At 42.8% G+C, this 17,869-nt stretch carries 11 protein-coding genes; 5 read left to right on the plus strand and 6 right to left on the minus strand.

The window, feature by feature from the left end:
* Positions 1-3: 3 nt before the first annotated feature.
* The 6 genes from mfd to Q0E03_RS04870 form a co-directional block, all read right to left on the minus strand.
* Positions 4-3,462: a transcription-repair coupling factor gene (gene mfd, locus Q0E03_RS04845; RefSeq protein WP_297129915.1), complete on the minus strand. Its 3,459-nt coding sequence runs from the start codon at positions 3,460-3,462 to the stop codon at positions 4-6.
* Positions 3,463-3,478: 16 nt separating this feature from the next.
* Positions 3,479-4,069, minus strand: a complete 591-nt coding sequence (gene pth / locus Q0E03_RS04850; RefSeq protein ID WP_297129916.1) for an aminoacyl-tRNA hydrolase — start codon at positions 4,067-4,069, stop codon at positions 3,479-3,481.
* A gap of 3 nt (positions 4,070-4,072) precedes the next feature.
* Complete coding sequence (locus Q0E03_RS04855) at positions 4,073-5,317, minus strand: hemolysin family protein (RefSeq protein ID WP_297129918.1); 1,245 nt, start codon at positions 5,315-5,317, stop codon at positions 4,073-4,075.
* 105 nt (positions 5,318-5,422) lie between these two features.
* A complete protein-coding gene (locus Q0E03_RS04860) occupies positions 5,423-6,871 on the minus strand; it encodes a radical SAM protein (protein ID WP_297129920.1) in 1,449 nt (482 codons plus the stop codon).
* A 112-nt stretch (positions 6,872-6,983) separates the two neighbouring features.
* Entirely contained in the window at positions 6,984-10,043 is a 3,060-nt protein-coding gene (locus Q0E03_RS04865; protein WP_297129922.1) for a glycoside hydrolase family 2 TIM barrel-domain containing protein, read from the minus strand.
* 47 nt (positions 10,044-10,090) lie between these two features.
* Complete coding sequence (locus Q0E03_RS04870) at positions 10,091-10,708, minus strand: sugar transferase (RefSeq protein ID WP_297129924.1); 618 nt, start codon at positions 10,706-10,708, stop codon at positions 10,091-10,093.
* Between the two features lie 238 nt (positions 10,709-10,946).
* On the opposite strand from Q0E03_RS04870, the gene Q0E03_RS04875 reads away from it, so the two are divergent.
* From Q0E03_RS04875 to Q0E03_RS04895, 5 genes are all read left to right on the plus strand, one after another.
* Positions 10,947-11,543, plus strand: coding sequence for a hypothetical protein (locus Q0E03_RS04875; protein WP_297129927.1), 597 nt, complete (start codon positions 10,947-10,949; stop codon positions 11,541-11,543).
* A 109-nt stretch (positions 11,544-11,652) separates the two neighbouring features.
* Positions 11,653-14,469, plus strand: a complete 2,817-nt coding sequence (gene secA / locus Q0E03_RS04880; protein ID WP_297129929.1) for a preprotein translocase subunit SecA — start codon at positions 11,653-11,655, stop codon at positions 14,467-14,469.
* A 228-nt stretch (positions 14,470-14,697) separates the two neighbouring features.
* Positions 14,698-15,870: an Mbeg1-like protein gene (locus Q0E03_RS04885; RefSeq protein ID WP_297129930.1), complete on the plus strand. Its 1,173-nt coding sequence runs from the start codon at positions 14,698-14,700 to the stop codon at positions 15,868-15,870.
* Between the two features lie 44 nt (positions 15,871-15,914).
* A complete protein-coding gene (locus Q0E03_RS04890; RefSeq protein ID WP_297129931.1) occupies positions 15,915-16,439 on the plus strand; it encodes a VanZ family protein in 525 nt (174 codons plus the stop codon).
* Positions 16,440-16,482: 43 nt separating this feature from the next.
* Positions 16,483-17,829 carry an MFS transporter gene (locus tag Q0E03_RS04895; RefSeq protein ID WP_297129933.1) on the plus strand — a complete coding sequence of 449 codons (1,347 nt, stop codon included), beginning with the start codon at positions 16,483-16,485 and terminating at the stop codon, positions 17,827-17,829.
* Positions 17,830-17,869: the final 40 nt, after the last annotated feature.

The raw sequence follows: 17,869 nt of genomic DNA on the forward strand, positions 1-17,869 counted from the left end.
TTTTTATTCATTTTTGACAGAGTCGCTCAAAAGATTGAGTGTGTCACGCACGCATCCGATTGTATCACCGCCGATGGTTTCAACCGAAATGAAGGTCTTTTTGCCGGAATTCAGCTTTGCTCTGCCACGCATTTTTTCATTGAGCGCAATGAGGTATTCGGGCTTAACATCGTTCAAGAAAAATTTTGCGTTTATGCCTGCTTGCCTGATTTCATAAATACCGAGTTGCATTGCGGTGTTTCGCAAAAGTGCAATTTCAACAAGACCGTACACGCTTGCCGGCGGAACGCCAAAACGGTCGGTGAGTTCGTCATAAACATCGTTTGCTTCTTCGTTTGAACGGATGTTGGCAATAGTCTTGTACATATCAAGCCTTTGCGGAGTCGAGGTGATATATGTTGACGGAATACTTGCGTCAACAGGCAGGTCGATAAGACATTCTTGCTCTTTTTCGTCAGGAACAGCCTCGCCCTTTTCTTCGCTGACCGCCTGTTCAAGCAGTTTGATGTACATATCGTATCCGACGCTTTCCATATGACCGTGTTGCTTGTTGCCGAGCAAAGAGCCCGCACCTCTGATTTCAAGGTCACGCATGGCGATTTTGAATCCTGCACCAAACTCGGTGTACTCTCTGATTGCTTCAAGTCGCTTTTGTGCAATGTCGGTCAGTTCCTTGCCCTTTGAAAAAGTGAAGTAGGCATATGCACGCCTGCTGCTTCTGCCGACTCTGCCACGGATTTGGTGAAGTTGAGCAAGTCCGAGTTTGTTTGCGTTTTCGATTATCAATGTGTTTACATTCGGCACATCAATTCCCGTTTCTATGATTGTTGTGCACACCAAAATGTCAATTTCGGCATTGAGGAGTTTTTGCCAAACATCGGATAATTGCTCCTCGGTCATTTGACCGTGTGCAATTCCAACCGTTGCATCGGGGAGTTCTTTTTTTATCTGCATTGCAATGTGGTCGATGGTTTCAATGTCGTTGTGCAAATAGTAGCATTGACCGCCTCTTGCAAGCTCTTTTTCCATAGCTTCGATTATGATGCCGAAATCGTATTCGATAACATAAGTTTGCACGGGTTTTCTGTCGCCCGGTGCTTCTTCAAGCAGGCTCATATCACGGATTCCGCTCATTGCCATATTGAGTGTTCGTGGAATAGGAGTTGCCGAGAGGGTGAGAACATCAACTCGTGGGAATTTTTCCTTGATTTTTTCCTTTTGAGCAACGCCGAAACGCTGTTCTTCGTCAACAATCAGCAGTCCTAAATCTTTGAATTTGATGTCACCGCCGAAAATTCTGTGAGTGCCGATTAACAGGTCAACCTTGCCTTTTTCAAGGTCACTCAGCACCTCTTTTTGCTTGGCTGCCGATACAAATCTGCTGAGCATTTCTATTCTCACAGGGAACGCTTCCATTCGTTTCAGTGCTGTTTGAAAGTGTTGCATTGCAAGAACGGTGGTCGGCACAAGAATTGCGCATTGCTTGCCGTCACCGATACATTTGAATGCCGCACGCAAAGCAACCTCCGTTTTGCCGAATCCTACATCACCGCAAAGCAGTCTGTCCATAGGTGCGGTTTTTTCCATATCGCCCTTGATTTCGTCAATCGAACGGAGCTGGTCGTCTGTTTCTTCGTATGCAAAACGAAGCTCAAAATCTCGTTGCATATCGGTGTCTTCTGAAAAGGCAAAACCCTTTGTGTGCATTCGCTTTGAATACAGGGCAATAAGCTCTTTTGCCATATCCTGAAGCCCTGCACGAACTTTGGATTTCGTCTTGCTCCAGTCACCCGAACCGAGGCGGTTAATCTTTACTCTTGAATCGTCACGAGGTCCGATGTATTTTGAAACAAGGTCAAGCTGAGTCACGGGAACATAAAGATTGTCGCCCTTTGCGTAACTGATTTTGATATAATCCTTGCTGACATTGTTTATTTCGAGAGCTTCAATACCCTGAAAAATACCGATACCGTGGATGTTGTGAACGATGTAGTCGCCGATAACAAGTTCATCAAGCGAATGAATGGCGTCCTTTGAACTGAAATGCTTGTGCTTTTTCTTTGCTTGGTTAACTTTGCCGTAGGTGATGAGTGCAAATTTGCAAGTCGAAAGCTGAAATCCTGCCGAAGTTGTGCCCGACATAACGGTTACAAGACCGTGGGCAAATTCGTTCGGATTTTTGTCGCAGTAAATCGCTTGATAGCCCATTTCCTGCAAATCGTAGGCAAGTGTTTTTGCCGATTTTGCTGTGCCTGCAAGTATGCAAACGGCGTATTTTGTTTTGATGAGAGGGAACAGTTCGTCTTTTAATTGGCTTAATGTTCCGCTCCAAGAATTGAAAGTTTGACAGGTGAACGACGCAAGGTGTCTTATCGGCGTGTCGAAGCTTCCGCGAGGGAATGAATCGAGATAAATCGCCTTGCAGTTTTCGTAAACGCCCAAAAGGTCGGTGAAATCAAGGCTGAACTTGTCGATGCCCTTGCATATTATGCCGTCCTCAAGAAGCCACTTGATGTCCTCAAGCATAAGCTTCTGCTGATTTTCGCATCTTTCTTTGCACTTTCCGCTTTCAAGCACAAACAGCAGACCGTCAAAATAATCAAACAGTCCGTTGCTGTTGTATGCAAGCGGAAGATATTTGTCGTTGCACGGCAGATTCACACCCTGCTTGAGTTTGTCGCTGTCGGCATAGAGCTTTTCTCTTGCTTTGATTGCTTTTCCTTTTAGTGAGCCTGCAAGTTCGTCAATTTTCTTTGCTTGAATTTCCTTTGACGGAAACAAAACCTCTGTTGCGGGAATGATGTCAATCTTGTCAACAATATCATTTCGCCTTTGGGTTGAAATATCAAATTTTGCGATAGAATCAACGGTGTCGCCCCAAAGTTCAATTCTCACCGGGTCGTCAGCTCCGGGAGGAAAAATGTCAATAAGTCCGCCTCTCACGCTGAACTGACTTGTGCCGTCAACTTGGTCAAATCTTGTGTAGCCCGCTTTTACAAGTTTGTTGACGGTTTCGTCAATGTCTATGTCCTCGCCCTCACTGATGGTGAACGAACGGTCAATGAGAGCCTGCGGAGGCATTGTCATTTGGCAAGATGCTTGCACGGATGCAACAACAATGTTGTATTCGCCCTTGATGATTTTTGACAGCACGCCGAGCCTGATGTGCTCAAATTCACGGCTTATGCCCTCAACATCAAGGAATGTAAACTCTCTCCTCGGATAGAGCAAAACGCCGTTAGTCATTGCGGACAAATCCTCGTAAACCTTGATTGCGCTTGCTTCATCGGGAGTGATTACAAAAGCCTTTTTGTCGAGGTCGTCACACAGGGAGTGAACGATATGCACCTTGTTGATTTCGGGCAAACCAACAGCGCCCACAGGAAATTCGTGAGCGTTAACTGCTTCTTTTAAATTTTGGTATTCGTTGTCTTTTTCAAATATTTTTGAATAACAGCTCATATTTCGCCTTGTGCCTTTAACTGTTGTATTTGTTCATGGCTTCATCGATTTTGCCGTTGACCATAAGCCTTACTGCCTTTGTTGCATTTTCAAGGGAGGATTGAAGTTCCTCCGATTTGTCTTTTGGAAATTCGCTCAAAACCCATTTTGCAAGGTCGTATGACTGATTTGGCTTTTTATCAACTCCGACTTTAATTCGTGGAAATTCCTCAGAACCGAGGCAGGAAATAATGCTTTTTATTCCGTTGTGACCGCCGGCGCTGCCTTTTCTTCTGATTCTTGTTTTGCCTATGTCAAGGCTGATGTCGTCATATATTACTATGATGTTTTCGTTTGGAATATTATAGTATTCCGCTGCTTCCATAATTGCCTCACCGCTGAGGTTCATCATAGTTTGCGGTTTCATAATCAAACAACGCTTGCCGTCAACCATTTCGTCCGCAATAAGAGCCTGAAATTTGGATTTTTTGATTTCAAACCCCTCTTCTTTTGCAAGTTGGTCAACCGCCTTGAAGCCTGCGTTGTGTCTTGTGTTTGCGTATTTCGGCCCCGGATTTCCAAGTCCCGCAATGATGTATTCTATTTTTCCTCGTCTGAATGAAAACATTTGTTATTCCTCGTTTTGTTCTTCGTTTTCTGTGATGTTTTTTGTGACTTTGACCTTTTCGGCTCTGCGTCCGTCGGTTTCCACAACCTCAAAATGCAGGTCGCCGTAGTCAAAGCAGTCGCCGATTTCGGGTATTTTGTCTGTGTTTTCCATAACCCAGCCGTTGAGCGTGGTAACATTGGTGTTTTTGTCGTTGATTTCAAAGTATTCAAACACATCGTCAAGGTTTGCCATACCGTCAACAATGCAGGTTGTGTCGTTAATTTTTTCAATGTCAACTTCAACCTCGTCGTGCTCGTCCCAAATTTCGCCGACAAGTTCTTCAATGATGTCCTCAAGGGTGACAATGCCCTCTGTGCCGCCGAATTCGTCAATAACAACGGCAAGATGAGTTTTGTTCTTTTGAAAAATCTTCAAAAGTTTGCTTATTTTCGTGTCGGGACTGACGGTCGGAACAGTCTTGATGATTGTGCGCAACGACTTCAATCCACGGCTTCTGATGTCCTCAAAATCACGGTGGTGAATGATGCCCACGATGTTGTCGATGTCGCCGATATAAACAGGCAAACGGCTGTATCCGCTTGATTTGAATATCTTTTCAATGTCGGATAATTTTGCATATTTGTCAACCGCTTCAACATCAATTCTCGGAGTAAGAATGTCGCTTGCGTAAAGGTCGTCAAATTCAATTGATGAGCGGATGAGTTCGCTTTCGTTTTCGCTGATTTCACCGCCCGTTTGAGCTTCGTCAACATAAGTTTTCAGTTCTTCTTCTGTTACGGAACTGTTTTTTTCAAGGTGGAACATTTTGTTGAGCAGAAGCTTCCAACCTCTGAACAGCATATTGAGAGGGTAGAACAGAAACACAAAAAACTTGACAGCCGGAGCAACTGCAACGGCAAAGGTTTCTGCCTTTTCTTTTGCAATGGTTTTTGGTGTGATTTCGCCGAAAATCAAGACAACGATGGTCATAACAACCGTGCTCACGGTTGCACCGAGGTCGCTGTTGTCACCCAAAAGTCCCGTGAAAAACAGAGTTGCAATAGAGGTTGAAGCAATGTTTACGATGTTGTTGCCAATCAAAATTGTTGAAAGAACAATGTCAAAATCGTCTGCCAACTTCAATGTTCGCTCGATTTTTTTGTTTTTTTCGCCTTGTTCCATAGCTTTCAGCTTCACCTTGTTGAGTGAAGAAAAAGCCGTTTCGGCTGACGAAAAGAATGCCGAAAACATTACTAATACAATCATTACGATTAATAAGGATGTGTTCATTTCTGCTCCTTTGTTTAAAATTGCTTTAAAGGGCATATCTGTGTGATATGCCCTTATTTTGTTTATACGAAAAACCTGTTATTATTCAGTTTTTTCAAATTCGTTAAATTCTCTTTCAGAATCATCTTTTTCGTAGTTGTACATATTTTCATCTTTAACATGCTTTGCAATGTACTCATCTCTGTCAAACAATTCTTCTGCCTTAACTTTCCAAGCCTTTGCAGCTTCGATTGTCTTGTCAAACAATTCGTTTGCACTTTCAGGGTGTTGCATTTCTGTTGAATATGCACCTGTTTCGGCAACCATCTTGCTGATAGCACCCGGGTTGTCAAGTACAGGACATGGACGAAGCATATTGTTTGAGAACGGCTGATTCTTCTTGTAAGCCATAAAGAGTGGACTTTGAAGTGCGTCCAATACGCTGCATTCCTTGATGTTTACATTTGAATAGTGAACAAATGCACATGGCTCGCAGTCGCCGTTTGAATTGATGTGGAAATAGTGTCTGCCGCCTGCGATACAGCCCTGAACATACTCGCCGTCGTTCCAAAAATCAAGAGCAAAGATAGACTTTGTCTTGCGCCATTCGTGCATCTTTTTGTACATAAGAGCACGCTGTTCAGGCGATACCATAAGATCGGTAACAGCGCCGTTGCCTGTTGGCATATATGTAAAGAACCAAGCAAACTTTACGCCCTGCTCGATGAGCCAATCCATATATTCGTCCGATGCCAAAACATCAGTATTCTTGCTTGTGTAGCAAAGAGAAGCACCAAATGGTACGCCTCTGTCTTTAAGACGCTTCATAGCGGCTGTGCACTTTTTGAATGTGCCGTTGCCACGGCGGAAGTCGTTTTCTTCCTCGTATCCCTCAATAGAGAATGCAGGGTAGAAGTTACCGACCTCTTTGATTTCGTCAGCAAAGCTATCGTCAATCAATGTGCCGTTTGTAAAGCTGAGGAATGCACAATCGGGATTTTCACGGCAAAGACGCATCAAATCTGCTCTTCTCATTGTAGGCTCACCGCCTGTGTAGAGATACATATATGTGCCGAGTTCCTTACCCTGTCTGATGATTCTTGCAAGGTCGTCATATGAAAGACTGCTTGTATGGCCGTATTCGGCAGCCCAACAGCCTGTGCACTTGAGGTTGCATGCTGCGGTTGGGTCCATAAGGATTGCCCAAGGCACATTGCATCCGTACTTTTCGATAGCCGCCATACGCTTTGTGTAGCTGTTTACGGCAACATTCATAAGCGGCGGAACAAGCTTTTCGAGAACATGCTCGTCTGTGTTGCAAATGATGTCCTTAACAAACTTCATCCAGTTGTTGTTTGGGTCGTCCATAACCTTGTGGAGACCTGCATATGTTGAACGATTAACACGCTTTACATCTGCTTTTTCAATTAAATTCAAAATTTTCGGTGCGTTTCTGTCAAAATCTTTTCTCGCATACTTGATAGCATTTCTGATAGCAAAATCAACTACCTGCTCTTTAAGTGACATGGTTTTACCTCTCTTACGGGGCACAGCCCCTCTTTCATCTGATAAATTCAATTAAACCTTTAATTGCTAATTATAATATTACTTATAAAACTGTTTGTCAAGATAGATTTGTATAAATTACATTTTAGTAACATTTCTAAAACCTAAGCTGAAATTTTAGACGATATGTTTTATCTGTCTTGTTTTTGTATTTGTCGTTGCAATGTGCGCCCCAGCTGTCGTATCCGCCGACACCCTGCTGTCTTGCGATAACTCTCACAACGGTTTTGTCGTATTCCGGCAAATCTTTTTCGTGCCAGGTGTTTTCAATTTCCTTTGGCAGATAGTGGCAGGCGTTCAATTCGCAAACAGGCTCTGCAACAATGCCGAATGACTTTTTGTCGCCGATGAGGGTTGCGTATCTCACACCTGTTCTGTTTCCGCATTCCTGCGGTTTGAGATAATTCACCCACATATCGCTTACTGTCGTGGTGTACAAGCCGATTTTTGCAGACGCACATCTGTCAATGTAGTTTTCGTCAGGACCTGCGCCAAGATATGTGATGCTTTCAAAATCCTTTGGAAGTTCAAACAAAAGGCTGACTTCCGGAATTTCAGGCAATGTTTCGTTTGGCTTGAATTCAAGGCTGATTTCCATACCCTTCGATGTGATTGTGTAAACCACAACGGCTCTTGAAACAGGCTGGGTGCAAACTTCAGCTCCGCCCACAACAATAACTTTTTTGCCGTTGTCGAGGATTTGATAATTCTCGATTCTCCACTTTGTGTTGTTGAAAATGCCCGGTGTGTCGCCCGCATCTCTCCAGCAACCGAGTCTGCTTCCGGCTCTTGAACCTCTGTCGTTGTCGGTGAGTGCTCTCCAGAAATTGAGTCGCATAGGTGCTTGGAGCATTTCTTCGCCGTTGACTTTGATTGAGTAAAGCTGATTACGCTCTCGTCTTTCAAAGCGAATGTTGATGTCGTCGCTGATTATGCGGAGCGAACCGTAGGTGTCGTCAACAAGGAGAGGAAGATCCTCCTCCAATTCATCGTATGTGTTGACGAATTCATTTATAACAAATTGCTCCTCTGCAACAATGTGACCCGCCTTGCACCAAGAGGTGTCCTCTTTTGTGCGAAGCTCAAGGTTGAGATAATATTCGGTTGATGACGCCTTTGCAAGTTCAAGATTGATTGTCTTTTTGTCGAACGGCTCAAGGTCAACCGTGATTGTGCCCTCGCTGAATATGCCCTTGTCGCTGCATTGGCTCCAGTGCAATTCGTATTCGTTAAGGTTTGTGAATATATTTTTGTTTTTGATTTCAATTATTCCACGCTCTGCGTCAATAGGCTTGAAATCAACATTTTGATATAGCTTTTTGATTTCCGCAAGCTTCGGAGTAACGGCTCTGTCACCAAACAAAAGACCGTTTCCGCAGAAGTGTCCGTCGTGTGGATTTTCGCCGAAATCACCGCCGTATGCAAGATATTCCTTGCCGTTTTCGTCGGTTGTCATTATGCTTTGGTCAACCCAATCCCAAACAAATCCGCCTTGCAAGCAAGGATATTTGTCCCAAAGTGCGGTGTACTCGTCTGTTGAACCGCAGGAATTGCCCATTGCGTGTGTGTATTCGCAGAGGATATACGGTCTGCCGTCTCTGCCTGTGAGTGCATATTCTTCACACTCCCAAGGTTTTGCATACATCTTGCTTTGAACATCCGAAAGTTCTTTCTCGTCCGGTGCTCTGTCACATTCAAAGTGAACAAATCTTGATTTGTCGGTGTCTTTGAGCCACTTGTACATCTTCTTTGGTGTTTCACCGCCGAGTGATTCGTTGCCAAGACTCCAGCAAACAACGCAGGAATAGTTCTTGTCACGCTGATACAAAGCCTTGATTCGCTCCATACACGCCTTTTCCCATTCGGGACGGGACGCAGGGAGTTGCGGACAGCCGATAATGGTTGACCAGCCCGTACCGTGGGTTTCCATATTGTTTTCGTCAATTACATACAGTCCGTATTCATCACAGAGTTCATACCATCTCGGTGTGTTCGGATAGTGCGAAGTACGAACCGCATTGATGTTGTTTTTCTTCATAAGTTCGATGTCTTGGCGCATAACATCTTCTGTGATGTATCTGCCTTTGCGACAATCAAACTCGTGTCTGTTTGTGCCTTTAAATACAATTCGTCTGCCGTTGATTCGGATAATTCCGTCTTTGATTTCAACGGTTCTGAAACCGATTTTGTGAGATATGTATTCAATCGGCGTGCCGTTGTTTTTGAGCGTGAGAACAACGGTGTAAAGGTGAGGGGACTCGCTGCTCCAAGGCTTAATGTTTGTCACAATCGCCTTGAGGTCGGTGACGTGATCCTCGCTTGCATATTGACTGTCGAGCGCAACCATTGTGCCGTCATCGTCAAACACCGTCATATCAAGGCTTAATCCCTCGTATGCACCGTTTGTTTTGACTTGAACAGTCAAATATCCGTCGTGAAGCTGTGAATCAGGCTCAGCGTGGATTTCAAAATCACGGATGTATTCTCTTTCGGTAGTGTAGATGTAGACATCACGGAAGATACCTCCCAAACGCCACATATCCTGACATTCAAGCCAACTTCCCGTGCACCAACGGTAAACTTCAACGCCGATGACATTTGAACCCTCAACAAGATGACGGGTGATGTCAAATTCGGCTCTATTGAAAGTTGACTCGCTGTATCCGACTCTCTCGCCGTTTACATAGAGATAGAATGCCGATTCGACACCTTCAAAGCAGAGTACAACTCGTCTGCTGAGTACCGCTTGATTGATGTGAAATCTTTTGAGATAACAGCCGACAGGGTTGTGCTTAACAGGTGCATTAGGCGGGCAAATGTCCTCGCTGCCCTCCCACGGGTAACGAACATTGCAGTATTGCGGTTGGTCGTAGCCTTGCATTTGCCACGAGCACGGCACAATCACAGAATCCCAATTGTGCGAATCGTAGTTTGGGTCTGCAAAGTCAGACGGTTTGTAGGCATAGTTTTTGTATAGTTTAAACTTCCATTTGCCGTTTAAAAGTTTGCATCTTGAAGAAGCGTATCTGTCCGCCTTTTTTGCTTCTTCAATATTTTCGTATGGCATAAGAGTTGAATGTTGCGGAAGTCTGTTTACTCCCACAATTTCAGGATTGCTCTGCCATTCGGTATATCCGTCAATAAAGTTTCTTTCCATATATCTTCCCCCTCGGGTGTGTTATATATTCGAGTAAAGTTTGCTTGTTATCTTCTGTGGACAGCGCCCTCTTGGTATCCCTCTCTCTTGACAACAACACCGATTGAACGGAGCAGAATAGTCAAGTCGAGTTTCAAACTCCAATTGTCGCAGTATTCTTTGTCAAGTTTCATCTTTTTCATAAGAGAAATATCGTCACGGCCGTTGATTTGTGCCCAGCCGGTAAGTCCCGGTCTGAAACGGTAAACGCCGTATTCAAGTCGAAGTCTGTGTGCTCTGATTTCGCTTGAAATGAGCGGTCGAGGACCTACAAAACTCATATCTCCTTTGAGAATATTCCACAATTGCGGAAGTTCGTCCATACTTGTTTTGCGGAGAAACGCACCGAATTTTGTGATGTATTGCTCAGGGTTTTCAAGCTCGCCCGTGGCACAGTTCGGCGTGTTGTTTTTCATAGTTTGAAATTTATAAATTTTAAACGGTTTTCCGCTTCTGCCTCTGCGTTCATGGCTGAAGAACACTTTGCAGTTCGGCGTAAAATAGTTAACCGCCATAATGAACAAAAACAATGGTGATAATATAATCAAGCTGAAAAACGAAACTACAATGTCAAACAAGCGTTTCCACTTTGTAGCTCCGAAGTATTTATGCAAAAACTGTTTCATTTATTCTTCCTTAAATTTCATCAATAATTGTGTTTGGTCACAATAAAATGTGCCGTGCAGGGCGCAAAACCCCAATATATAGTTTATAGACTAAATGATTATAGCATAATTAAATAAAAAAAGCAACATTAATTATTTGCAAAAAAAATATTAAAATTTAACATAAAATATATACAAATACGGCTTATTGTGGTAAAATAGCAAATATTATCACATATATTTATGGTGAGGTGTTGATATGAAAAATATTCCTAAAATTATTTTGAGTTTGGTTTTGGTTGCGGCTTTGGTCTTTTCCTTTACCTCCTGCGCCAAAAAGGTTGAACTTACGGAGGAAAACGTGATTGAAACCGTTGCGGTTGTTGAGGACGCGTTGAAAAAATTTGACAGCAAAAAACTAAAAAAATATGTCAACTCAACAACGCTCAGCCAGATTATGAGCTATGCCGATAAACACAAGCAATTTAAGGCACTCGGCAAGGCGATTTTCAGCGGGTTGAGCATAACTGTTGACGATGTTGACATGGAAAACAAAACAGTTACGGTTACGGTGAAAAATAAGGATTTAAGCTCGGTTGCATACGATTTTGCTCAGAATTTGAGTTCCCATTACACGTTGTTCCAACTGTACAATAAACTTAATGATGAAGATTTTCTTGATTTTTATCTTAACCAACTTGTTGAATCGATGGATGCGGTCAGCGATGAGGTTGAGGCAACTGTAACTCTCAATGTGAAGCAGGGCGACAGAAATCTTGAATTGACGTTTGATGAAGAATCGGAAGATGCGGTTTCGGGCGGAGCTCTGACCGCAATAAAGAGTATATATAATTAATATATACTTGAGATTAAGATAAAATAATAATTGACATTTTGCCGCCAATATGGTATCATATCGAAGTATGCAAATGCAAAATTTTAATTCCTATTTTGAGGTGAAATAAATGGCTAACAAATTTGTAACAGCTATTTTCGGAGATTACTCAAAGCATGAGGTAAAGAAACTCCGCAAAACAGTTGACAAAATCAATGCTCTTGAAGAAAAGTATAAGAGCATGGATGATAAGGAGCTTGCAGCACAAACTCCTGTTCTTAAAGAAAGACTTGCTAACGGAGAAACTCTTGATGATATTCTTCCTGATGCGTTTGCGGTTTGCCGTGAGGCAAGCTCACGTGTTCTCGGTATGCGTCATTTTGATGTTCAGCTTATCGGCGGTATCGTTCTTCATCAGGGCAGAATTGCCGAAATGAAGACCGGTGAAGGTAAGACCCTTGTTGCTACACTTCCGGCTTATCTTAACGCACTTTCAGGCGAGGGCGTACATATCGTTACCGTTAACGACTACCTTGCAAAGCGTGACTCCGAGTGGATGGGCAAGATTTATCGTTTCCTTGGCTTGAGCGTTGGACTTATCGTTCACGAAAAGAGCGATGCCGAGCGTCAAGAAGCTTACAATGCCGACATTACTTACGGAACAAATAACGAGATGGGCTTTGACTATCTTCGTGACAATATGGTTCCTTACAAAGAGCGTAAGGTTCAGAGAGGTCATTCATTCGCAATCGTCGATGAAGTTGACTCAATCCTTATCGATGAGGCTCGTACTCCTCTTATCATTTCGGGTAAGGGCGACGCTTCAACAGACCTTTATCGTCAGGCTGATATCTTTGCAAACACCCTCACAATGACAAAGGTTGCAAAGACTGATGACAAGCAGGACACCGAGGAGCAGTATGAGGGTGACTATGTAGTAGACGAAAAGGCAAAGACAGCAACCCTCCTCAAGAGCGGTGTTGAAAAGGCTGAAGCATTCTTCAAGGTTGACAACCTTATGGATATTGAGCACACAACTCTCCGTCACCACATCGACCAGGCTATCAAGGCTCACGGTGTTATGACAAGAGATATCGACTATGTAGTTAAAGACGGTCAAGTTAAAATCGTTGACGAATTTACAGGTCGTATTATGGAAGGCCGTAGATATAACGAGGGTCTTCACCAAGCTCTTGAAGCTAAGGAAGGCGTAAAGGTTGAGCACGAGAGCAAGACTCTTGCAACCATCACATTCCAAAACTATTTCCGTTTGTACAAGAAACTTTCGGGTATGACCGGTACAGCTTCAACAGAAGCAAACGAATTTGACGAAATCTATAAGCTTGATGTAGTTGAAATTCCAACAAACAAGCCTGTTATCCGTGTGGACAAGCCTGATGTTATTTTCCAAACAGAAAAGGGTAAGTACTACAATGTAATTAAGCAGATTGAAGAGTGCCACGCAAAGGGACAGCCTGTTCTTGTAGGTACAATCAGCATTGAAAAGTCAGAAGAACTTTCAAAGCTTTTGAAGAAGGAAGGCATTGAGCATAAGGTGCTCAACGCTAAGAACCACGAAAAGGAAGCAGAGATTGTTGCACAGGCAGGTAAGTTCGGCGCTGTTACAATCGCAACAAATATGGCAGGTCGTGGTACTGATATTATGCTCGGCGGTAACGCAGAATTCCTTGCTAAGGCTCAGATGAAGAAGATGGAATTCACAAATGAGCAAATCAGAGAAGCAACAGGCTTCGGCGACACTGATGATGAAGATATCCTTCGTGCTCGTAAGACATTTATCGAGCTTGAAGCTAAGTTCAAGGAAGAAATCAAAGAAGAAGCAGATAAGGTAAGAGAAGCAGGCGGTTTGTTCATTCTCGGTACAGAAAGACACGATGCTCGCCGTATCGACAATCAGCTTCGTGGTCGTTCAGGTCGTCAGGGTGACCCGGGTACAAGCCAGTTCTTCCTTTCACTTGAAGATGACCTTATGCGTTTGTTCGGTGGCGACAGAATGCAGAAGATGATGAGCAAGCTCACAGATGATGAGAATATGCCTATCGAATCTCGTCTTATCTCAAAGACAATCGAGTCATCACAGCAAAAGGTTGAGGGCAAGAACTTCGCTATCCGTAAGAATACTCTCCAATACGACGATGTTATGAACCGTCAGAGAGAGCTTATCTACAATCAGCGTGATCAGGTTCTTGACGGTGTTGACCTTACAGAAACTGTTAACAAGATGCTCGATACAAATATTGAAGAAACGGTTACAAGCTATTTCACAGGCGAATCAAAGGCTGATTGGAATGTTGACGGCTTGAGAGAGAAGTATAAGGATTGGAACATTGCAACCGATGATGACTTCAAGGATGTTGAGTCACTCACAATCGCAGACACAGTTGAACTTCTCCAAGACAGAGGTCACAAGATTCTTGAAGAAAAGGAAAATGTACTCGGCTACGATATGTTCCAAGACTTCGAGAGAATGGTTATCCTTAGAAATGTTGACACATATTGGATGGATCACATTGACGCTATGGAGGATTTGAAGCAAGGTATTCATCTCCGTTCATATGCTCAAAAAGACCCTGTTGTTATCTTCCGTATGGAATCATATGATATGTTTGATGAAATGACATCACTCATCAGAGAAGATACAGCAAAGATGATGCTTACCCTTATGCCTATCCATAAGTCAGACGTTCAGCGTAAGGCTGTTGCTCAGGTTACTTCAACAACTTCAGGCGGTGAAGATCCTGAAACCGCAAAGGCTGTTACAATCCGTAAGGACAAGAAGATTGGTCCAAACGACCCATGCCCATGCGGAAGCGGCTTGAAGTATAAGAAGTGCTGCGGTTCTCCTGCAAAGCTTGCAGAGGCTGCTCTTGAGGCAGATAAGAAGCACAAGGAAGAAAAGCGCAGAATTAAGCCAAGATTAAAGTAATCAAATAGGAATTTTAAAAGCGATTCGATTTTTCGAATCGCTTTTTTAATTATATAATATATAATAATATTACATTATATATATGTCGTTTTCGGATGTTTTTGTCGGCATATTGTTGGATTTTATTGTTAATGAACGGTGTTTGTACAAATTACATAGTTTTTTATTGAAATTGTGTAATTCTTTTGTTATAATCAATATATATTTACATTAAATGGAGTGATTATTATGCCGAATGTTATAAACTATATTGAAAAATACGGAGACATTTCTTTTTGCTCTGTGCCGTTCAGCGAGGCAGACAATGTTGCGTTGTGCGATATGTACTATATGCCGCTTCACCTTGTTGTGACAGAAAGTTTTGATGACGAGCCTATGAACTATGCCGAGGTTGCAAACAAGATTTTTGACCTCCGTGGCAGAAAACACGAGCCTGTCGGTTTGGTGCTTCAAAAGTGCATAAGCGAAGTTATGATGGCAATGGCAGAAAAAAAGCGTTTTACCGAGATGAAAGTTGTTTCTGCCGTTCGTATTTATGAAAAAGAGCCTGCCGTTCAGTTTGAGGCGGCAACATTCCTACTTCCTGACGAAAATGTTGTTGTGCTTTTCAAGGGCACTGATGACACCCTTATCGGCTGGAAAGAGGATATAGACATCCTCACCAAAAAGGGAATTCCGTCAAATATGTTTGCAACAGAATATCTTGAAAAAGTGGCAAACAAATTCAACGGAAACATCATTGTTTGCGGTCACTCAAAAGGTGGCTTCATTGCTCAATATGCAACCCTGTTTTGCAAAAAAGAAATCAGGGACAGAATTATAAAAGTTTATAACAATGACGGTCCGGGCTTCTGGGATTATTCCTATCTTGAAAGTGATGCGTATGCAGAAATGTTGCCAAAATATCGTCATTTTGTTCCGCAATCGTCTTTTATCGGTATGATGCTCGCCCACGATTATGACTATACAGTAGTTAAGAGCGACCAAGTTTTAGGTCCGCTTCAGCACGATTTGATTTCGTGGCAGTTTGAGGGCAGACGACTAAAGAGGGTAGACGACCTCACTCCGTCGGGTAAAATCAATGACGGAATTTTGCGTGATTTGGTTGAAAATCTCACCGATGAGCAGGAAAAAGCGCTCGATGAGGTGTTTGATGTTATGATTTCGGGCATAAATCAAGAGGGCTTGCTTGACATCAAAAACAATATTATTCCGTCACTCAAGGGCGGTGTTGAAGCTTGGCGTTCACTCGATAAGGACACTCAAAAGAAGTTTTTGAAGATTTTTTCATCCGCTCCGTCAATAGTTGTTAAAAATACGGAAAAGGTAAGAAAAGAAGAAAACGCAAAGCGTATCAAAAATATTTCCGATACATTGAAATATCTTAATGTATTGTTCTGAGTTCGAGGTGTAATATGCGACATTTAATACACAATATCTATTGTATGGATAAGGGCGTCGTTTTGCTGTCGCTCATTGTGCTGTCGCTCCTTTGCGCCGTGTATAAATTTTTGTTTCAGTCAAAAAAATTCAACAATTCACTTGTGGGTGCGGCGTTTGTTCTTTGTGTTGTTGTTGCGCTTTGTCCGCCTGTTTTGACAAGATTCGGCAACAGTTATACACGGGAACTTGCACTTGAGCCGTTTCGGTCAATCAAACTGTATTTCAGTACGGGATATGAGGAATGGCTGCGTGTTCTTGTGATGAATATGGCAATGTTTTATCCTCTCGGCTGTGCTTTTGCGTGCTTCAACAATCGGATCAAAATCAAGCCGTGGATGTTCTTTTGCTTTTCGTTTTTGTTAAGCGTTGCGATAGAAACCGTTCAGTATGTTTTTGCTCTCGGCGTCAGCGAAACGGACGATGTCATTTTTAACACCCTCGGTGCGTTTCTCGGATATTTGCTGACATTTCTTTTTTACAAAATGTTTGAAAAGTCGGCAAAGGGTAATACTAAAGTAGAAAATTAAACAAGCTGAAAGTCAATGTGTTGATAGCTTGAAAGGAGAAAAAATGGAAAACAAGGAAGTTAGACCTTTTGGTATGCGTGACAAAATCGGATACGGTCTTGGTGATTTCGGCTGTAATATGAGCTTCGCTTTCATCAACAACTATCTTATGGTGTTTTATGTCACCTGTATGGGAATTAAGGCAAAGCATTTTGCGGTCATTATTTTGCTTGCAAAGATTTTTGATGCAATCAACGACCCGATTATCGGCGGTATTTGTGATGCTTCAAAGCCGGGCAAAGACGGCAAATTTAAGCCGTGGATTAAGTGGGCGAGTTTGCCGCTGCTTGTGTCAAGCATTTTGATGTTCATCTATGCTCCGAATGCACCGTATGCACTCAAAATTGCAATGTGTCTCGGTTTGTATTGCGTGTGGAGCGTTGCTTACACCAGCGTAAATGTGCCTTACGGTTCAATGCAGTCTGTAATCACGACACAGTCGGATGAGCGTTCCTCACTTTCAACTTGGCGAAGTGTCGGCGCAATGTTTGCACAAATCCCTGTAATGATTTTGCTCCCGAAACTTGTTTATGATCCAAACACATCAAATCCACGAGGTAATGTGTTCATCTATATTGTCGGCGTAATGGGACTTATCGGCTTCGTTTCGTTCATTCTTCTTCGCAAACTCACAACGGAAAGAGTTGAGCCTACTGTTAACAACGAGCAGAAGTTCAATTATTTTAAAACTCTTGCTTCATTCTTCAAGAATAAGCCTATGATGGGCGTAACAATTTCTTCGGTTGCTTACCTTGCGTTAATGATGACCGTTACAAACTCTATGCAGTATGTGTTTATGTGCTATTTCAAAAACACAAAGATTATTCCGATTGCAACGATTATCGCAGGACTTCCGATTGGCTTGGGTATCGTTATCACAAAACCGCTCCTCAAGAAGTTCACGAAAAAACAGCTTTGCACTTATCCGTTTGCAATTTCAGCCGTTGCGGCAGGTATTGCAACTTTTGTAAAATTTGACAATCCTTATGTTTGGATTGCATTCATCGGTGTTTCGATGTTCGGCACTTGCTTCTATCTCACTCTTATGTGGGCGCTTGTTGCCGATTGCATCGATTATCAAGAAGAAAAAACAGGCAGACGAGAGGAAGGCTCGATTTATGCAACCTATTCTCTTTTCAGAAAAATTGCGCAGGGCGTAGGTGCTTCAATCATCGCTCTTTCGCTTGATTTGACAGGATACAGCGAAAAACTCGATGCACTTTCACAGGCAGAGGGTGTACCTGAAAAAATCTACACTATGACGGGTGCATTGCCGCTTATCGGCGCACTTATTTGCTTATGCAGTATGCACTTCTTGTACAATATTAAAGATAAAAAATCGGAGGAATGATTTTGAGAAATATCATTACTATAAACGAAAATTGGTCATT

It is taken from the genome of uncultured Eubacterium sp. (assembly GCF_934525195.1).
GTDB lineage: Bacteria > Bacillota > Clostridia > Oscillospirales > Acutalibacteraceae > Eubacterium_R.

Coding starts and splice junctions, on each gene's coding strand:
- secA (WP_297129929.1), top strand. CDS start 11,653: ATGGCTAACAAATTTGTAACAGCTATTTTCGGAGATTACTCAAAGCAT.
- pth (WP_297129916.1), bottom strand. CDS start 4,069: ATGTTTTCATTCAGACGAGGAAAAATAGAATACATCATTGCGGGACTT.
- Q0E03_RS04885 (WP_297129930.1), top strand. CDS start 14,698: ATGCCGAATGTTATAAACTATATTGAAAAATACGGAGACATTTCTTTT.
- Q0E03_RS04875 (WP_297129927.1), top strand. CDS start 10,947: ATGAAAAATATTCCTAAAATTATTTTGAGTTTGGTTTTGGTTGCGGCT.
- Q0E03_RS04870 (WP_297129924.1), bottom strand. CDS start 10,708: ATGAAACAGTTTTTGCATAAATACTTCGGAGCTACAAAGTGGAAACGC.
- Q0E03_RS04890 (WP_297129931.1), top strand. CDS start 15,915: ATGGATAAGGGCGTCGTTTTGCTGTCGCTCATTGTGCTGTCGCTCCTT.
- Q0E03_RS04855 (WP_297129918.1), bottom strand. CDS start 5,317: ATGATTGTATTAGTAATGTTTTCGGCATTCTTTTCGTCAGCCGAAACG.
- mfd (WP_297129915.1), bottom strand. CDS start 3,462: ATGAGCTGTTATTCAAAAATATTTGAAAAAGACAACGAATACCAAAAT.
- Q0E03_RS04895 (WP_297129933.1), top strand. CDS start 16,483: ATGGAAAACAAGGAAGTTAGACCTTTTGGTATGCGTGACAAAATCGGA.
- Q0E03_RS04865 (WP_297129922.1), bottom strand. CDS start 10,043: ATGGAAAGAAACTTTATTGACGGATATACCGAATGGCAGAGCAATCCT.